This is a genomic window from Melghirimyces algeriensis (assembly GCF_900182565.1).
GTDB lineage: Bacteria > Bacillota > Bacilli > Thermoactinomycetales > DSM-45169 > Melghirimyces > Melghirimyces algeriensis.
This window is the reverse complement of sequence record NZ_FXTI01000007.1, coordinates 84,528-102,668: the sequence shown is the minus strand read 5'-3', so window position 1 is coordinate 102,668 and position 18,141 is coordinate 84,528. Positions and strand designations below refer to the sequence as shown.

19 protein-coding genes are annotated in these 18,141 nt (G+C 45.7%); 14 read left to right on the top strand and 5 right to left on the bottom strand.

Annotation, left to right across the window (positions count from 1 at the left end; translation table 11 throughout):
- Positions 1-268: 268 nt before the first annotated feature.
- A complete protein-coding gene (locus tag FN782_RS11265; protein WP_142505909.1) occupies positions 269-1,021 on the bottom strand; it encodes an SDR family NAD(P)-dependent oxidoreductase in 753 nt (250 codons plus the stop codon).
- A 230-nt stretch (positions 1,022-1,251) separates the two neighbouring features.
- Here FN782_RS11265 and FN782_RS11260 point away from each other — a divergent pair, with 230 nt between their 5' ends.
- Positions 1,252-2,241: a ketoacyl-ACP synthase III gene (locus FN782_RS11260; RefSeq protein ID WP_142505908.1), complete on the top strand. Its 990-nt coding sequence runs from the start codon at positions 1,252-1,254 to the stop codon at positions 2,239-2,241.
- Between the two features lie 282 nt (positions 2,242-2,523).
- On the opposite strand, the gene FN782_RS11255 is transcribed toward FN782_RS11260, so the two are convergent.
- On the bottom strand, positions 2,524-3,495 hold the full coding sequence (locus tag FN782_RS11255; protein ID WP_142505907.1) for an HTTM domain-containing protein: 972 nt from the start codon (positions 3,493-3,495) through the stop codon (positions 2,524-2,526).
- Positions 3,492-4,097 carry a DUF5819 family protein gene (locus FN782_RS11250; protein ID WP_142505906.1) on the bottom strand — a complete coding sequence of 202 codons (606 nt, stop codon included), beginning with the start codon at positions 4,095-4,097 and terminating at the stop codon, positions 3,492-3,494. Before FN782_RS11250 ends, FN782_RS11255 begins: the two co-directional genes overlap by 4 nt.
- Positions 4,098-4,467: 370 nt before the next feature.
- On the opposite strand from FN782_RS11250, the gene gatC reads away from it, so the two are divergent.
- From gatC to FN782_RS11225, 5 genes are all read left to right on the top strand, one after another.
- Positions 4,468-4,758: an Asp-tRNA(Asn)/Glu-tRNA(Gln) amidotransferase subunit GatC gene (gatC, locus tag FN782_RS11245; protein WP_142505905.1), complete on the top strand. Its 291-nt coding sequence runs from the start codon at positions 4,468-4,470 to the stop codon at positions 4,756-4,758.
- 12 nt (positions 4,759-4,770) lie between these two features.
- On the top strand, positions 4,771-6,228 hold the full coding sequence (gene gatA, locus FN782_RS11240) for an Asp-tRNA(Asn)/Glu-tRNA(Gln) amidotransferase subunit GatA (RefSeq protein ID WP_142505904.1): 1,458 nt from the start codon (positions 4,771-4,773) through the stop codon (positions 6,226-6,228).
- A complete protein-coding gene (gene gatB, locus FN782_RS11235; protein ID WP_142505903.1) occupies positions 6,228-7,664 on the top strand; it encodes an Asp-tRNA(Asn)/Glu-tRNA(Gln) amidotransferase subunit GatB in 1,437 nt (478 codons plus the stop codon). The genes gatA and gatB overlap by 1 nt, the downstream gene beginning before the upstream one ends.
- A 54-nt stretch (positions 7,665-7,718) precedes the next feature.
- Positions 7,719-8,015 carry a hypothetical protein gene (locus tag FN782_RS11230; protein ID WP_142505902.1) on the top strand — a complete coding sequence of 99 codons (297 nt, stop codon included), beginning with the start codon at positions 7,719-7,721 and terminating at the stop codon, positions 8,013-8,015.
- Positions 8,016-8,144: 129 nt separating this feature from the next.
- The gene (locus FN782_RS11225) at positions 8,145-8,447 is read left to right on the top strand and encodes a hypothetical protein (protein ID WP_142505901.1); all 303 of its coding nucleotides are present in this window, start codon (positions 8,145-8,147) and stop codon (positions 8,445-8,447) included.
- A 359-nt stretch (positions 8,448-8,806) separates the two neighbouring features.
- Here the strand turns inward: FN782_RS11225 and FN782_RS11220 are convergent, their stop codons facing one another.
- Positions 8,807-9,325, bottom strand: coding sequence for a hypothetical protein (locus tag FN782_RS11220; RefSeq protein WP_142505900.1), 519 nt, complete (start codon positions 9,323-9,325; stop codon positions 8,807-8,809).
- A gap of 91 nt (positions 9,326-9,416) precedes the next feature.
- Here FN782_RS11220 and FN782_RS11215 point away from each other — a divergent pair, with 91 nt between their 5' ends.
- The 8 genes from FN782_RS11215 to FN782_RS11180 all read left to right on the top strand — a co-directional run bounded on the left by FN782_RS11215 (position 9,417) and on the right by FN782_RS11180 (position 16,740).
- Complete coding sequence (locus FN782_RS11215) at positions 9,417-10,319, top strand: YegS/Rv2252/BmrU family lipid kinase (protein ID WP_142505899.1); 903 nt, start codon at positions 9,417-9,419, stop codon at positions 10,317-10,319.
- Between the two features lie 29 nt (positions 10,320-10,348).
- Positions 10,349-10,954 carry an ECF transporter S component gene (locus FN782_RS11210; protein ID WP_142505970.1) on the top strand — a complete coding sequence of 202 codons (606 nt, stop codon included), beginning with the start codon at positions 10,349-10,351 and terminating at the stop codon, positions 10,952-10,954.
- A gap of 22 nt (positions 10,955-10,976) precedes the next feature.
- Positions 10,977-11,744 carry an energy-coupling factor transporter transmembrane component T family protein gene (locus FN782_RS11205; RefSeq protein WP_142505898.1) on the top strand — a complete coding sequence of 256 codons (768 nt, stop codon included), beginning with the start codon at positions 10,977-10,979 and terminating at the stop codon, positions 11,742-11,744.
- On the top strand, positions 11,741-12,583 hold the full coding sequence (locus FN782_RS11200) for an energy-coupling factor ABC transporter ATP-binding protein (RefSeq protein WP_142505897.1): 843 nt from the start codon (positions 11,741-11,743) through the stop codon (positions 12,581-12,583). The genes FN782_RS11205 and FN782_RS11200 overlap by 4 nt, the downstream gene beginning before the upstream one ends.
- Complete coding sequence (locus FN782_RS11195; RefSeq protein ID WP_221930180.1) at positions 12,580-13,383, top strand: energy-coupling factor ABC transporter ATP-binding protein; 804 nt, start codon at positions 12,580-12,582, stop codon at positions 13,381-13,383. The genes FN782_RS11200 and FN782_RS11195 overlap by 4 nt, the downstream gene beginning before the upstream one ends.
- A gap of 86 nt (positions 13,384-13,469) precedes the next feature.
- Entirely contained in the window at positions 13,470-13,652 is a 183-nt protein-coding gene (locus FN782_RS11190) for a hypothetical protein (RefSeq protein ID WP_142505895.1), read from the top strand.
- 135 nt (positions 13,653-13,787) lie between these two features.
- A complete protein-coding gene (rlmD, locus tag FN782_RS11185; RefSeq protein ID WP_142505894.1) occupies positions 13,788-15,161 on the top strand; it encodes a 23S rRNA (uracil(1939)-C(5))-methyltransferase RlmD in 1,374 nt (457 codons plus the stop codon).
- Positions 15,162-15,405: 244 nt separating this feature from the next.
- Positions 15,406-16,740 (top strand): helix-turn-helix transcriptional regulator, encoded by a 1,335-nt coding sequence (locus FN782_RS11180; protein WP_142505893.1) that lies wholly within the window; start codon positions 15,406-15,408, stop codon positions 16,738-16,740.
- A gap of 334 nt (positions 16,741-17,074) precedes the next feature.
- Here the strand turns inward: FN782_RS11180 and erm are convergent, their stop codons facing one another.
- The gene (erm, locus tag FN782_RS11170) at positions 17,075-17,935 is read right to left on the bottom strand and encodes a 23S ribosomal RNA methyltransferase Erm (protein WP_142505891.1); all 861 of its coding nucleotides are present in this window, start codon (positions 17,933-17,935) and stop codon (positions 17,075-17,077) included.
- Positions 17,936-18,141: the final 206 nt, after the last annotated feature.

The window sequence follows — 18,141 nt, the reverse complement described above, 5'->3', positions numbered from 1 at the left end:
GCCCCCTCTACCCAGCGGGAGAGATGCGTTCGCGCTGAACCCCATACCATAACCTTTTCAAGGCACAGCCCGCTACGAGTGGGATGAGCACCGCTCATACATTCGATTGTCCTGCGACGGGGTTGCTCTTGCTATCCCCTAAAAGGGAGGCTCTGAGCCATCTTTCATCCCACGGTTCAAACCGTGGGTTTTCAGAGGCCGTTTCTGTCAGAGCGGATCTCAACCAGATAGCGGTGGGAGCAGCAAGTGCTGAAAACCTCAAGACTTCTTATAACCGGTTACGGAAAGCGCGAGCCACAAGACGGGTCATCCAAGAGCGAGGCAAGAACCGGGGCAGAGTGGTAAAAAATTTATTTTCCGCTCCAGTGATCACTACAGTACGTCCTTTTTCCCACGCAGACAGGCCCATACGGGCAACTTTTTTTGCCGGTTTGGCAAATGGTTGTCGAAACCCAGCTTGAGTGGCGAATTCACTTTCTGTGCTCCCAGGACAGACGGTGGTCACCGTAACACCCGTTCCTCTCAATTCCATCGCCAAAGCCTCGCTGTAATGGAGGACAAAGGCTTTGGTTGCCCCATATCCGGCCATATAAGGAGTGGAAAGGAAAGAGGCAGTGGATGCGATCTGGATGATTCCGCCGGAATTCCGTCGGATCATCTGCGGTAGCGCTGTTCGGGTGAGTGAGACAAGGGCATTCACATTAAGCTGAATCATATCCTGTTCCTGTTCCTCATCCACATGGATGGCCGGACTGTAAACCCCGAATCCAGCATTGTTGATGAGAAGGTCCAGTTGGTTTTCATGGATAAACGTCCGCGTTTGCTCCAATCCTTCCTGTGACACCAAATCAGCAACCATGGCCGTTGCGGAACCGCCATTTCCCTCGATTTCGTCGGCCAACTGTTGAAGGCGATCTTTCCTTCGGGCGACTAATACGACATGATAATCCCTTGTGGCCAATAAGCGGGCGAAAGCTTCCCCGATTCCCGATGAAGCTCCTGTAATCAATGCATGCTTCATTTTTTTGAAAGCACTCCTTCTTCTACCTTGTGTGTTTATGGATGAAAGAGGGAATGATACCATTTATTTTATATTTAAACATTTTAATTAGAAATTATTATATATTCGTTAATAATTAGGTATTTTGCGCTCATTATATCATTTTTACGAGTAGATATTTATATCACAAATAATTAGTACCAGGTATTATTATCAGATGTTATAATAGACCGGCAAGGGAGGAGACATCGATGAGTAACCATGCATCTAACGCCCGGTTAACAGCCATTGGAACGTATGTACCCAAGCGAGTCATGACAAATTTTGACCTGGAAAAAATAGTGGATACCAGTGATGAGTGGATTTGGACACGAACAGGGATTCGTGAACGGCGAATTGCAGATGCAGAGGAATTTACGACGGATCTATGTGTGAAAGCAGCCAAGGACTTAATGGATCGTTCGGGGAAATCCTTGGAAGATGTAGATCTAATTCTGGTTGCTACAACTACACCCGATTACGCCTTTCCGAGTGTAGCCAGCCAGGTTCAGTCACGACTGGGGATTAAGCATGCAGGGGCATGGGATTTAAATGCCGTATGTGCAGGGTTTGTCTATGCGATGCAGGCTGCCAATGGATTGATCACTTCCGGTATGCATAAGAAAGTGTTAGTGATAGGTGCGGAAACTCTTTCCAAAGCCATTGATTATACCGATCGAACCACATGTATCTTGTTTGGAGATGGGGCGGGTGCTATGCTCCTGGAATACGATGAAAACAATCCGAGCTTTCTGTTATCAGATGCCAGCAGTAAAGGGGAGGGAGGGATTCACCTTTATCGAACCGGACTGTCCAATCAGATGGATGGGAAAAAGCTTCATGACACAGGTCATATTGTTCAAAATGGCAGAGAAGTGTACAAATGGGCTGTTTCTTCCGTTCCTCAAGGAATGAAGCGCCTGATGGAAGCTGGTGGTTTTACTCTGAAGGAACTGGACTGGTTTGTTCCACACAGTGCCAATTTGCGGATGATTGAGGCGATTTGTGAAAAAAGTGGCTTTCCGTTGGAAAAAACGTTGTATAGCCTGGAGTATTACGGAAATACCTCTGCAGCCACCATTCCTTTGGCTTTGGATAAAGGGTTGCGGGAAGACAAGCTAAAAGCGGGTGACACAGTTCTTCTGTATGGATTTGGGGGAGGGTTGGTACAAGCCTCCTCGCTGATCCGATGGACGATTTAATGTTGATGCAGGACGGAGCCGCTTTCTTTGTCCACTGATGTAGTTTTGATATCATCGATATAATGATTCGTTACCAAAGCCCTGATGAGATTCATCGGGGCTTTGGTAACGTGAAAAGATCTATGATTTTCGATGCTCAATCGAACAGTGTTCGTTACACCCTCCTGTGGGAATGATCGACTGGCGATCCAATCATAAATCTGTAGTCCAACACCCAAACTTCGGCAGAGAAGTGAAAAAGGAAGGAAAGGACAAGGCAGGGGAAGACGGTATATATCTGGATCATCCTACCCATTCCCTCATGGATTCTTTTTCCATATTTTGTCGCCTGACCAGAGACACTCCCTTGGAATAAAGCGTTTTCCACCGTTTTATCAGACGGTGATATTCAGAGTCTGTAAGTAACAACCATTCAAAAGAGATCATATACCAAGAGAAAAGTGCTAGATTCATCACCAGGCCAACCCCGGTATGAAAGCAAAAGGCTCCCAGAAGTGCCAGATACTTTGTGTATCGGTTGAGCAGAAGAAAGGGAAAAGAGACTTGGAACAATACGGATGAGTATGTCAATAAGACGATCAACCCTTCTGATTGCCAGATCCACTCACTTACCCCAGGCCAAACATAGTCCTGAACCCGCATGGCATAATAAACCGCGGTTCCGCCTTGCCACATCGACCCCATGATCTTATAGATACCGGATGTGGTATACAAACATACCAACTGAAGAATCATAACAAGCACTGCAAAATTGTGCAGGATCGAAGAATAAGGTTCTAACCTGGACTTGGAAGAGGTTCGTCTCTGTGAAAGCATTCGATCCAAGGAAAAATGCGTTCCCGCTTGGGCAAACAGGAGGAAAAAAAGCTGGATGCGCACGATATTATCCCCACCATTGGTGATAAAGGGATTTCGGTAGTATAAGGACCAGAAGATCAGGAACGTGAAAATGGTGGCGAGTCTGGTTCGAAAGCCGATGGTAAACATGACGACGGCAAGGATTCCGATATGGTAGATACCATCCAGAAACCAAGGAGCATCCGAGAGATGGAACAATGTAATGATTCCTCGTTCCCCACTGGATTCCATGAATTTTTCCGTGGGCCAAAGCCCTTCAGATCCCCATAAAAGATGACGTTCCTGGTAGTGATACAGCAGATAAAATAAAATTCCTGTTCCCAGACTGAATCGCATCAGGCTGGTACCAATCAGCACACGCTTCGTTGAGAGAAAGTGATTCAGCCTATGAATCATTCGGGCCACTCCCTAGCTGTCCCCGATGGAATGGGTTGGATCTCCAACCAGTCCGATTCCTGAAAGTGGAGCGGGGTGGTGTGATCCCCCTTTTGTCGCTCCTTGAAACGGGGAAAGGTATTGGTAACCACTCGAAATTTAATCTGTTGGATCTCCTGTTCGGAAAACATTTGTTTCAAAGCAGTGGAAGCGACTCGTTGCAGCATCCACTCTCCCTTTTTCTTGTTTGAATCCTTGTCACTTTTGAATAAACGAGCTCCCGATATAAAATAACGGTGCACTTTCTGGTCCGAACCGATCCGACGTTTTTGTTTTTGGCGAATCAGGGGTCGGGTAATATTTTTCCAGTCTGTTTCCTGAAATTGGCCGGTTTCATTCCGTATCCGACCCTTGACCCAGATTTCCCGATGTTGAGAGACGGGGTTAGGCGCGAAAAATTTCCAGTTTTGAGCGAATAGTGGGTCCATATATGCGTACAGTGAATCCCACCATCGGCTTTTAACCGGATTATCCGGTGTCAGATAGAGAGAGGTCACAAAAAAATGGAACAAAAGAGCAAATGCTAAAAATAAAGCCCATACCAGCGGCAGATAACGTTTCATATTCTTCACGGAATCACCTCAGCAGGGATGTAAAGCCACTAGAGCAATCCTGGCCATTACATAGGTGTCGAAACTTTTACTCTGTCTCCTATGGGGCAGTCGGCTGGGAAATCGGTTCCAGCTCCTCAGAACACAACCTCTTCCTATCATATCACAGGATCGATGGATAGGGATTCCAGCATCATGTCTGGGTGAATAAAGGTTAGAAATAAGCCTTTCTTCATAGAGCTTTCCTTACTGCGGATAGGGGGTGGAAGTTATTCAATTTGTGCTATACTGTTAGGAAAGGACGATTCCATTTACGAAATCATCTGCGGCAATATGCCGCTTTGTTTCTTTCATTATCAGTAGGAAATGAGGTGGAAATTTCATGGCGATTTCCAAGGAGCAGGTAAGACATGTGGCAAAACTGGCTCGGTTGTCTCTGACAGATGAAGAAGTTCAGATGTATACAGGGCAAATGAATGATATTTTAACGTTTGCTGAAAAGTTGAATGAGCTGGATACAGAGAATGTAGAGCCTACCAGTCATGTTCTGGATATGGCCAATGTCTTGCGTGAGGATCAAAATCGTCCCTCTCTCGACAGGGATCAAACGCTCCGCAATGCACCGGACAAACAGGATGGAATGTTTCGCGTACCGGCCGTTTTTGAAGAGTAAAGGAGGAAAAACATGTCGCTTCTGAAACAACCGATTAGAGTGTTACATAAGCAACTGAAAAACCGGGAGATCAGTGCTGTCGATCTGGCAGAGGATTCATTGAAACGAATTGGGGAAACGGATGATCAACTCGGCACCTTTTTGTACAAGGATGAAGAAGGAGTGCGGGAACGAGCCAGGCAGCTGGACGAGCGAAAGGGTGATTTGACTCCTTTGTCTGCGTTGCCTTTAGGGGTTAAGGACAACATTAGCACCAAAAATATGTTGACCACAGCTGGTAGCAAGATTTTGGCGAATTATACACCTCTTTATAATGCGACAGTGATGGAGCATTTGGAAAAGGAACAGGTTAACCTGGTCGGCAAGATGAATATGGATGAATTTGGGATGGGATCTTCCAACGAGAATTCCGGATACTTTGAAGTTCGAAATCCATGGGATCTGAATCGTGTTCCCGGAGGTTCCAGCGGCGGCTCAGCAGCAGCGGTTGCTTCCAACCAGGTCTCCTTCGCCTTGGGTTCAGACACGGGCGGATCGATCCGACAGCCGGCGGCTTTCTGCGGAGTCGTTGGATTGAAACCAACCTATGGACGTGTTTCACGGTTTGGTCTGATCGCTTTCGCTTCATCCCTGGATCAAATCGGACCGATTACCCGTAATGTGGAAGATGCAGCTTATGTCCTGCAAACGATTGCGGGTCATGATCCCATGGATTCCACATCGGCAGATGTGGATGTGCCGGACTATCTTTCCTCCTTAAGCGGGGATATCAACGGTTTGCAGGTGGCCGTTCCACAAGAATGGATGGGAGAGGGAATTGATTCTGGCGTCAAAGAAAAGGTGAAAAGGGCCCTTCAAGTATTGGAAAGGGAAGGAGCCGTAGTGGAAGAAGTTTCTCTTCCTCATATGGATTATGCTGTGGCAGCCTACTATCTACTGGCTCCCGCAGAGGCCTCTTCCAACTTGGCTCGCTATGATGGCGTTCGTTATGGACACCGGATCGAAGGGGAAAACCTTGTGGATATGTTTGAACGTACACGTAGCAACGGTTTTGGTGATGAAGTGAAACGGCGCATTATGCTGGGGACATATTCCCTCAGTTCGGGCTATTACGATGCCTATTATCTCAAGGCGCAGAAAGTGAGAACACTCATCCGTCAGGACTTTGAAAAGATCTTTAATCGGTATGATGTGGTGGTAGGTCCGACTGCGCCTACAACGGCTTTTAAGATGAAAGAAAAGACGGTTGACCCATTAACCATGTACTTAAATGACATCTGCACGATCCCAGTGAGCCTTGCTGGCCTTCCTGCCATCAGTCTGCCTTGTGGTTTATCCGAAGGGTTACCGGTGGGGCTTCAGATCATTGGTCGTCCCTTTGATGAGACAGGCGTGCTGAAAGTGGCTCATGCTTATGAACAACAAAGAGAACCATTGCCCGAGCCAAACGCGGTGGGGGGTGAAGTCTGATGGGGAATTCATTTGAAACAGTAATCGGACTGGAAGTTCATGCTGAATTATCCACAAAATCCAAGATTTTCTGTGGTTGTTCCACCGAATTTGGAGGGCTGCCCAATACACATACATGTCCGATTTGTCTCGGCCATCCTGGAACATTGCCTGTATTGAACCGGCAGGCAGTGGAATTTGCTATGAAAGCGGCACTGGCGCTCAACTGTCAGATTGCGGATGTCAGCAAATTTGACCGGAAAAATTACTTTTATCCCGATCTACCCAAAGCCTATCAGATCTCTCAATATGATCGGCCGATTGGAGAGAGTGGTTGGATAGAGATTGAACTGAATGGTGAGAAAAAACGTATTGGCATTACTCGGGTTCATCTGGAAGAGGATGCCGGTAAACTGAACCATTTGGATGACGGCAACAGTTCTTTGGTTGATTATAACCGTGTGGGCGTACCATTGATTGAAATTGTATCCGAACCGGATATGCGATCCCCGGAAGAAGGACGAGCCTATCTTGAGAAGTTGAAGCAGATTCTTCAGTATACCGGTGTGTCCGATGTGAAAATGGAAGAAGGCTCATTGCGTTGTGATGCCAATATCAGCCTTCGGCCGGTGGGAACGGAAGCTTTTGGAACCAAAACGGAGATGAAAAATCTCAACTCCTTCCGAAATGTGGAACGCGCGCTGAAGTATGAAGAACAACGTCAGGCTCAAGTGCTTGCCGAAGGTGGTACCGTGATTCAGCAAACCATGCGTTGGATGGAGAATGAGGAACGGACCAAAGTGATGCGTTCCAAAGAAGAAGCTCATGACTACCGTTACTTTCCGGAGCCGGATCTGGTGCAACTACAAATCGATTTAGCTTGGAAAGAAAGCGTGCAACAATCGCTTCCGGAATTGCCGGATGCCCGTAAAAAACGGTATAAAAAAGTGTTTGGTCTTTCCGATTATGATGCGGGACTGTTGACAGCAACAAAGAAGACAGCTGACTTTTACGATGAAGTGGTGGCAGCAGGGGCCAACCCCAAAGCGGCGGCGAATTGGGTTTCGTCCGAGGTATTGGGGTATCTGAACAATCAGGGAAAATCACTGGACGAAACAGCGATTACACCCGAATCCCTGGCTGAGATGATTCAATTGATTGAGAAGGGAACCATCAGCAACAAAATCGCTAAAAAAGTGTTTAAGGAATTGATGGAAAAAGGTGGGAACCCCACCTCCATCGTGGAAGAAAAAGGTTGGGTACAGATTAGTGATGAAGGAAAACTGAAAGAAATTGTCCTGGAAGTGATTCAAGCCAATCCACAATCGGTGGCTGATTACAAAAACGGAAAAGATCGGGCATTGGGTTTTCTGGTTGGTCAAGTGATGAAAGCGACCAAAGGAAAAGCCAATCCCAAAATGGTCAATGAATTGATCCTGAAGCAGATGGACGGATGATGGTGCATCCCCCGACAGGCGGAGTCCTTTAAGGGGATAAATGAGGTGTTTTACATGCAGATTTTGTATGGGGTCTTTGTTCTGTCCTTTTTGGGTGCAGGCGTGTACTACTTGCAGGAAGATCCCCCGAATGCGGTTCACTTTTTTGTCATTGCGCTGTTTTTCTTTGTTGTGCTATTTGAATTTCGTGGGAACCCCTTTTCCCGAAAAATGTATGTTTTGGTCAGCTTGATCCTTGTGGGAAATGCGATGATTCAGTTCTTTGTCGCATCCAATAACGCCGTTTTAGGACTGGTTAGCCTCTTTTTGGCTTACTTTGCGTTACAAGCCCGGCGCCGCGTCAAACACTAGATATCACAACCCGTCCGTTTTGGGCGGGTTGTTTCTTTCGGCATAATTTTGGTTAAGGAGAAGCACAATAGGTTTGGTGGGTTTTCCTTTAGCCACCCACCAAAATCATATAAGGGAGCGTTTGTTTTTATGCCGCAACAGCAGAACCAACAGCAACAACAGCTTCAACAGGCTGTGCAAAATGCTCGTCAGGCCATGCAACAAGTACAGCAGGCTCAATCCCAGGCAAACCCGCAGGCTTTAAACCAAGCTCAGCAACAATTGCAACAGGCTCAGCAACAGGTGCAGCAGTTGCAACAAAGTCAGGGTGTCCAGATGAACGCTCAACAGCAGCAGGAGTTGCAACAGGCCGTGCAGGAATTGAATCAGGCCCAGCAGCAAATTCAGCAGGCCCAGTCCATCAGCAAACCTGCCGATTACCAGCAATATTAAGTCCAAAAAGGCTAAAGGCTTTGTTCTAGGGCCAAAGTAAAGGTCGATGGGGCGGAAAGCGTGCATTTCCGTCCCCTTTCATTGAATACATTGGGAAAGAAAAAGCAAGTGTGATACCATAAAAGAAAATATACAGCCGACTTTCACCATGAATAGAAAAAAGGTCACAAAATCCTGTGGCCTAGGCACTTCTGAACAGCTTCAAAAAAGGAGGGCGGTTTCCGGTAAGCATCCTTTTCCAATTACCCAGCAGAGTCCTGCAGGTTCCAACCGTTCAGCAGACAGAGATGCGGAGACGGAAATCGAACCCCCTACCCCAGTTTGTCAACCACTCAAGGCCACAAAAACTTGTGGCTTTTTTATCGGGGAATAAACCGGTTCCAATATTGTTTTCCAATTAACTCCTGAGTGGATACCATCGCTTTTTGGAGTGTATTTTCCGAGTAATCGAGCCAATGAATCCAGTTTTCCACTGCTGTTCGTGCATCGACAGGGACAGATCGTTTTAACTCCATCAGTTGTCCGCGTTGAATTCGGTCATGACGACGAGCTTCGTACATACTTTGAACCAGATGGTTCAGGTTGGACTCATGCCAATCCCCGCTGCTGATCCGTTCCAGACATCCTTTGGCGGTCAAACGGTGCGTTCCTGTTTCTCTGTTCACCTCATGGATAGATTGCAGCCTGTGGAGATGGGTGATTCCCGGAAGGGAAGAGATTTGTTTCGATATGCTGAACATGATGGATTCAGCAAACAGACTTTGGGCCAGAGAAGCCTTCGCTTTATGAATCCATTCGGGCTTGATGGATGAGGAAGAGGAAGGCTTCAGTCTATGTTCGGGCTGGTCGGGTCGTTTTCGGTTGGGATGGGAGTTCATGGTCTTGCATCAGCCTCCTTGATTTCTTTGGTTTCATATGTATGCTGTAAAGTCCGGTTTCATATGTTGGTTGGTGAGGGAGGAAATCGTCATGCGGAAACGAGCGCGTATCATCTATAACCGAACAGCAGGTCGTGAAATCTTTCAACGGCATCTTTCACGTATTTTGGACCGATTGGAACACTTCGGTTTGGAAACTTCCTGTCATTCTACCCGCTTTCCGGGAGATGCTGTCGATGCTGCGGAACAGGCGGCAAAGAGTGGATTTGATGTTGTCATTGCCGCCGGTGGTGATGGAACGGTCCATGAAGTGGTCAATGGTCTTTCTCCACTAAAACAACGTCCTCCCCTGGGGATTTTACCCTGTGGGACAAGCAATGATTTGGCCCGTGCTCTGTCCATTCCTAGGGATTTGCTAAAAGCGTGTGATATTATCGGTTCAAGGGAAACCTCTTGGATTGATGTGGGGAATATAGCGGATCAATACTTTGTGAATGCAGCAGCGGCAGGCGTTGTAACAGAGGTTTCTTATGAAGCTCCCAGTCGACTGAAGGCTTTGCTTGGGCAGATTGCCTACTATGCCAAGGGGATGGAAAAAATCGGTGAGCTTCTGCGTCCTTTCAGGGTTCATCTGCAGACATCAGATCGGGTGGTGGAGGAGGAGATTCTACTTCTTTTAATGGCGAACAGCTGTTCAATCGGTGGGTTTGATAAACTGCTTCCCCAGGCCCGGATGAATGATGGTCTCTTGGATGTACTGGTTGTTCGTAAAGGGGGGTTATCCGACCTGGTTCATTTGGTCAGGGCAGTTCTACGTGGGGAACATTTGGAGGATGAACACATTCTTTATTTTCAGACAAATAAACTGCTGGTTACCCCGGAAGAAACGATGAAACTAAACCTGGATGGGGAATGGGGAGGCAGTCTTTCCGGTCAGGTGAGCATGCTGGGAGGGCATTTGGAAGTCTTTTGTCCAAAGCCCATCGGTGAATGATTGTAATGGAACAAGGAGGAGACAAGAAGATGGTAAAAAAAGGGCTGGGATCTGTTCATTTTTCAACGGTTGCACTTGCTTTAATCCCGGTGGCAGTTGGCATTAATTATATCGGTAAACTGTTTGCGGGAGTGCTAAAGTTACCGTTGTGGTTGGATGCGATTGGTACGGTGTTGGCAAGTATGTTGGCCGGGCCTGTGATCGGAGCGATTTCCGGGGTGGTGAACAATATCATTTACGGTTTAACCGTGGACCCCATCTCATTTGTCTATGGAATCACCAGCCTGTTTATCGGACTGGTTACTGGTGTGATGGCAAACAGAGGATGGATTCAGAGCTGGGGGAAAGCGATTGTTGTTGGACTGGTGGTGGGGTTGACAGCTGTGCTGGTTTCCACTCCGCTCAATATTGTGTTTTGGGGAGGACAGACCGGAAACTTATGGGGGGACGCTCTTTTTGCGGTGGTTATGTCCCAAACATCTTCTGTGTGGCTGGCTTCTTTTTTGGATGAGCTGGTAGTGGACTTGCCGGATAAAGTATTGGTTGTGTTGTGCAGTTATGCCATCTATCGGGGGTTGCCGCAACGTGTCACGCAACTTTTCAGCAGGAGCAATCAAATGGAAGAATTGGATTGATCAATGGAGAAGGTGACAGAGTATGAATTCCATCAGTCTTTATACAGAACGTGATTCCATCATTCATCACATCCACCCCACCAATAAAGTCATTTATATTTTTGCATCGATCCTTGTCCCCATCCTTCTGCCTTCCTTCGCTGTTTTGCTCGGTGGTGCATTGTTTGGGCTCATCTTGTTGCTGATCGGTAAGGTTTTTAAAAGGGCTTTGCCGATGATAGGATTTGTTTTTTTGATTTTGCTTACCGTAATTATTATCCAAGGTCTGTTTCATCCAACGAACAGTGTATTGGTTTTTACCATTGGTCCGGCAGCATTCTACCAGGAAGGTCTTCTTTATGGGTTAACCATTACACTGCGGGTGATGAACATTGTTGGTGCTTTTTTAATTCTGGTGCTGACAACCAAACCTTCCGACTTGGTGGATTCCCTTGTGCGCAGAGGGTTGTCCCCGCGTTTTGGGTATGTACTGAATTCCGTATTTCAAATCCTCCCGCAAATGATGGTATCAATGAAAACCATTATGGATGCGCAGCGTTCTCGCGGATTGGAAACAGAAGGAGGGCTGAGGGTAAGGATCAAGGCTTTTTTACCCTTGATTGGACCCGTTGTGCTCAATGCTCTCACTCATGTGAAAGAGCGGGCGATGGCTTTGGAAGTAAGGGGATTTCATGCAGAGGGAAAGAAAACATTTTTGTATGAAGAAAAGTCGTATATCGCCACAAAACCGATTCAATGGGGGATATGGGCGGTTATCGGGTTGGCTGTCATCGGGAGGTTGATGGGATGAAGCAAATCATTGTGGATGGTTTGAAATACCGATATCCCGGAGCGGAAACATTGGCCCTTCATGATGTCTCTTTTGAAATCAGCAAAGGGGAACTGATTGGGGTGATTGGACGCAATCTATCGGGAAAATCTACATTGTGTCAGTCTTTTGTGGGATTGGTTCCGCATTTTTATCGCGGGGCTTATGGAGGAAAAGTGATCATTGATGGAATCGAAGTGAAGAAAAGTACAATTCGAGAGATGTCCAGGATTGTGGGAATGGTGTTTCAAAATCCTTTTACTCAAATTTCTGGCTCCAAAGAAACGGTATATGAAGAAGTGGCCTTTGGGTTGGAGAACATCGGGGTCAGGCGAAGTGAGATGATTGAGCGAGTCGAACAAGCCCTTGAGATGATGGATATGGAACGATACAAGGACCGAAGCCCGTTTGACCTTTCCGGAGGACAGATGCAACGTTTGGCTATTGCCAGTATGATTGCCATGAAGCCTCAAGTGATTGTTCTGGATGAGCCAACCTCTCAGTTGGACCCGCAAGGTGCAGAAGATGTATTTCAGGCCGTAGAGCGATTGAGCCATGAGGGATGGACCGTCATCGTGGTGGAACATAAGCTGGAGAAGATTGCACAATATGCTGATAAAGTCTTATTGTTAGACGGTGGACGACGGGTGGACTTTGAGATCCCGTCCAAGGTGTTTTCCAGGGGAGATTTGGAGAAACATGGAGTGACAGCCCCTGTCTATACCAGGGTTTGCCGAGCGTTGGACTGTCGGATGAAGGATTCAGATGTGTACCCAGTTACCCTGGATGCGGCCTGTGAGGTGTTAAAAAAATGTCCCTGATCCAAGTGAAAAACCTGTCTTTCTCCTATGACAAGAAAAGACCGGTTCTTGCAGACATCACCCTTGACCTGGACGGTCGTTCCACAGCCATTGTCGGTCAAAACGGTGCGGGAAAAACAACCTTCGTCAAACTGTTGAAAGGCCTCTTAAAACCGGACTTTGGAGAGATCCACATCGGAAAGACCTCTGTAAAAGAGGCGACCGTTGCTTCTTTGGCACGTAAGGTCGGTTTGGTATTCCAAAATCCGGATGAGCAGATTTTTAAAGGGACGGTACGGGATGAAGTGATGTTTGGTGCCCTGAACCTCGGCCAAGATAAAGAAACGGCAGAAACACGTGCGAGGGAGGCTCTGGAAAGGGTGGGCCTGGGGCATCTGTCGGAGACGAATCCTCAAGACCTGAGTCTGTCAGAAAAAAAGCGGGTCTCAATTGCTTCTGTGGTGGCGATGGACCCGGAGATTATCATCTTTGATGAACCCACAATTGCCCAGGATCATGCAGGAAAAGAGCAGATCAAGCATTTGATTCGGGGGTTGCAGGAGCAAAACAAGCTTGTGATGACGATTATTCATGATATGGACTTTGTAGCGGAATGCTTTGAACGAACATTGGTTTTTAATGAAGGGAAACTTTTGATGGATGGGTTGACAAGGGATGTTTTTTCCAGGCAGGATGTACTCCATCAAGCTCATCTGGAACCGCCATCTGTTACCCAATTGGGGAAAAAACTGGGGTTTGCAGAGACCTTTTTGACTGTGAAAGAACTGGTGAGTGGATTGCGAAATGGCGGTAATAGATGACTGCGCTGTGGATTCTGAATGGGGGAAAATGAAGGCATATGGATTTTGAATTGTGGGCAATATGGGTAACGTGAGGTGAAACAATTGTGGTTTTTGAATTTCGTGGGGAACTGATGGCGGATGATCTCCCGCTGGGTTCCGTGTCCGATTATGAGCCGGATGAGAACCGGGCGAGTGAAAAACTGTTCCAAAAGGGATGGAATCAGGCACCACCAGACACATGTTGTATATGGATACCCAAATTGGAAAAGCATCCGTTGAGGGGATGAATGGGTTGAAACGAAGACTTCACTTCCCAATAGGAAATGAAGTCTTTTTGTTGTAGATGGATCATCCTATCTTTTATTCAGATGTGAAAGACTGATAAAATAAAATCTTGATCAAGTGAACAAGGAGCCGGAAAGATGCCAAAGATCAAACCCCCGGTGCGTCCGGGTCAAAAGATTACGCTTACCATTTCAGGTCAAAGTCACACCGGAGATGGTGTAGGAAAATATAAAGGCTTTACCATCTTTGTTCCCATGGCGGTTGCTGGAGAACAGGTGGAAGCCAAAGTGACTCAAGTGAAGAAAACCTATGCTCATGCCCGGTTGAAACAGTTGGTCGAAGTGAGCCCCGAACGCGTGGATGTACCCTGTCCGGTTTTTCAACGGTGTGGTGGATGCCAGATTCAGCATATTTCTTATTCTGCCCAATTGGAGAGTAAGCGTCAGCAGGTAATGGATGCGTTTGCCCGGATTGGCGGGTTGGACCATGTGAAGGTACATCCTGTCCTAGGCATGAAAGATCCATGGAATTATAGAAACAAAGCTCAGGTTCCTTTCGGTGGAAGCAACGGGCAGATTCAAGCTGGATTTTATGCAGTTGGATCTCATGAGATTGTGGAGTTTGATCACTGTATGATTCAGCAACCGGAAAATGACCGTGTTCTTCAACAGGTGAAGGAGTTGGTGAATGAATTGGCCATCCCCCCTTATGATGAAAAGCAACATCGTGGAGTTCTGCGCCATGTCATGGTACGAACGGGAGTCCACACAGGGGAGATGATGGTGGTTTTGGTTACAAAGGGTCCGCATCTTCCACAAAAAAAGAGGCTGGTAAAAGAAATGAGAGAGCGGGTTTCGGGATTGGTTTCGTTGATCCAAAACATCCAGCCGAAACGGACCAATGTGGTTCTTGGAAAGGAGAACCGAATCCTGTGGGGCGAACCGGTAATTCATGATAAAATTGGACATGTATTGTTTTCCATCTCACCCCATTCCTTTTTTCAGATCAATCCGGAACAGACGGAAGTTTTATATGATCAAGTGAGAAAAATGGCGAATCTGACTGGAGAAGAGACAGTGATTGACGCCTACTGCGGGATTGGTACCATTGGTCTTTATTTGGCCAAGGATGCGGCCCGTGTGTTGGGAGTGGAGTCCATCTCACAGGCAGTGGAGGATGCACGGAACAATGCAAGGTTAAATGGAATCAAAAACAGCTTTTTTGAGGCTGGACTGGCTGAAACCGTTATGTCCCGTTGGGCCGGAGAAGGGGTTCAACCGGATGTCATTATTGTGGACCCTCCCCGAAAGGGTTGCGCAACGCAACTTCTGGATGCTGTGGTGAAAATGGCCCCTCAGCGCCTTGTCTATGTCTCCTGTAACCCTGCCACCCTGGCACGGGACGCCGCCTATTTGAAAGAACGGGATTATGAGATCCGAAACGTTCAGCCTGTGGACATGTTTCCGCATACTAGTCATGTGGAGTGTTGTGCATTGGTGGAACGGAAATAAGGCATTCAAACAGGGTATGATCTTTCAAACCAATAATGAATGGGCATGTCTGGGATGTCGATTTCCCAGATATGATCCTATTCAGATATATTATCGAATAGGTAATATTCGTCCGAAGAACTGAAGAGTATATTTGTACAAGCTTCATATCTGCTCAAAAGGACATAAAAAATAATGATTTTCGATTTTTTTATTATCCTATATAATCACCTTAAACAAAAAAGGGGAAGAGGGAGTGAGAAAAATGACGCAGCCTGGGATCAATGAGATTGGTGCCATTATTCGAAATATACGAAAGGAAAGGGGACTGCGATTAGAAGATCTGGCAGATCAAAATATATCTCCCGCGACGATCAGCAATATTGAAAGAGGAGTACCTCATGTCAGCTTGGATAAATGTATGTATGTATTGAACAAGTTGGATATAGACCAGAATCAGCTCTCTGATTTACTTGCGGATAAAAGACAGGGAATGGATCATCTGGAGTTTGAATTACTGTCGATTGAAACCATGAATGATATCGGAAGTCCAAATGATGCGCTGAAGGAATTAAATCGATTAAATCTGGCAGATTCTCATCCCTATGCAGCGGTGATGTATTATATAAAAGGGAAATGTTATAATAGTTTGAAAAAATTACATAAAGCAGAGAAATGCTTTCATAATGCGATTCGACTTGCCAGCCAAAGTGATGCATTGGAAAACAGCAATATAGAAGCTGCCAGTTATACAGAATTGGGGCTTTGTCACTATTACCAGAACAATTTGGAAGAAGCACTTTCCTTTACAGAAAATGGGATGGAAGCGTTTGTTTCAGAAGGGGAGCGGCCACACTTTCGTTTTGTGTTACTCCGAAATAAAGCGATCTATCTGGAACGGTTAAATCGGTTTGGAGAAGCTTTAAAGGTTGTGGAAGGAGCATGGAAGGAGTTGGACCAAATTGGGCATATGCAGGTGGTTTTGGGTTTTTACTGTTTAAAAGCGGAGTTGTTATACCGAACCGGCCAGTATGATGATGCGATTGAGGTCGCCCGGGAAGGGTTGGACAAGGCCCGCATGGAATGTAAACACGATACCATCTTTACACTCTGGACGATTATGGCCAGCATCCATATGGCAAAAAGGGAATGGAGAAATGCTGAGCGTTGTTTTCAATTAGCATTATTCCTGAAAGGGACATCGGTAAAAGAGAAATTTTTTGCATTTACGTATTCCCGGCTGGGTGTTCTGTACATACACCAAGAAAGATGGAATGAGGCTGAAAAAGTGATTGATTTGGCGATCCAGATTGGTGAGCGATATCATGATGCTCCCCGTTTATTGGATGCATTTGTGATAAAGGGTGATTTCCACCGCATCCAAAAACAATACCGTGAAGCGATTCCCTTTTACCAAAAAGCAGAGAAACTGGCCCATCAGTATAAATACAAAAACAAATTGGGCAAGATTTTATTCCGTATGGCCAAATGTTGGGAGTTTCTAGATGACAAGGAATTTCAAGCTTGCTTGCAAAATATGTATAATATTAAAAAGGAAACAGAAGAAATGGTGGAGGATGACCTTGAAGAGATTAGCTAACATGTTTCGAATCCTGTTGACAGTGACTGTTTTCGTATTTGTTCCTGTAAGTCATGTGCCTGCTGATCTCAATATGGACTGTTATGCCGTTCCTTCCCAAAAGGCTAACCTTGAACCGGGGGGAGGGTAGCACAGGCTGGTTATTGTGGGATGAAGGGAGTCGGCTTTGGCCGGCTTGTTTTTTTATGGGAGCACTCATCGGCTGTCAGGGAACGAAGATGGCTCTTTTGTCCGAATATTTTCTATCGGATGTAACCATTTGTGTGAAAAGAAGCGATTCAAAGCAAAAAACTGTTCCAAGCTCTCACTTGGAACAGTTTTTTTGAAAGGTTTGTCACCTGTCGCGTTTCTTCTTTTTCAATCTTGGCCAAAAAGGTTTTGGTACAAATTGAATCATAGTTTTATAAACCATTGCCCATTGTTCTTCTGTCAAAGAGCTAATCATGGATTCACTATCAAGGTTTAGCTTTCTTTTTAAATGTTTGAATTGAGGAGTGGTGAAGATTTCTCTTAACACATGATTCACTTTCGCCTTGGGATATTTCATCACATATTCTGCAAGTCCCCAAAAAGCTTTCTGATCTTGGTTTGACAAAAACGGTTTTTTCTTTCTCATAATCAAAACCAAGGCAGAATCTACTCTTGGGGGTGGCGAAAAATTAGATATAGAAATCTCTTTTATATAGTGAATATCAAACCACATTCGCCACGCTAGAACGTACGAATTTTTTATATGTGAAGCTGTAAACCTTTTTGCCGCCCCTTTTTCCATTATGATGGCTCCTCTTTGGAAACCGCTTGAAGGGTTGTTTAGAAGCATTTTCATAATTGGAGTCGTTATTGCGTAAGGGATATTGGAGACCACTACAAATGGCTCTTTTGGCAGATGGATCTTCATAATGTCTTGTTGAATGATGATGGTATTGGAACTGTTGGCTGTTTTACGTTGAAGAATGTTGACAAGTTCAGCGTCGTATTCCACTGCTAGTACCTTTTTCGCTCTTTGATTCAATATTGTCGTCAGTGCACCTTTTCCGGCTCCCAATTCTAATACGGTTTCATGGGTTTTGATATTTGCCCTGTTGACGATTTCATTTAACAATTTCTTGTTATGCATAAAATGCTGACCTGAAAAGTTTGGGGGTTCAACCCGATTGAATATTTTTTTGTTGTATTTATCTCCCTTTTTCATCATCAGTTCATCCCTTCTGAAATCAAAAAATCACAGGATGCCTGTGACAGAGTAAAGGGATGTGGTTTACTTCATGATGAAAAGGGTAATAAGATTTCAGTACTTAACGAATGCTTTCTTAATCCAAATTTTTGCATGAAAAAAAGAAAGGCAGACCAAGTCTCCTCCCTTTTTTTCAATACATGTTTTATATATTTAAAAAAGGACAG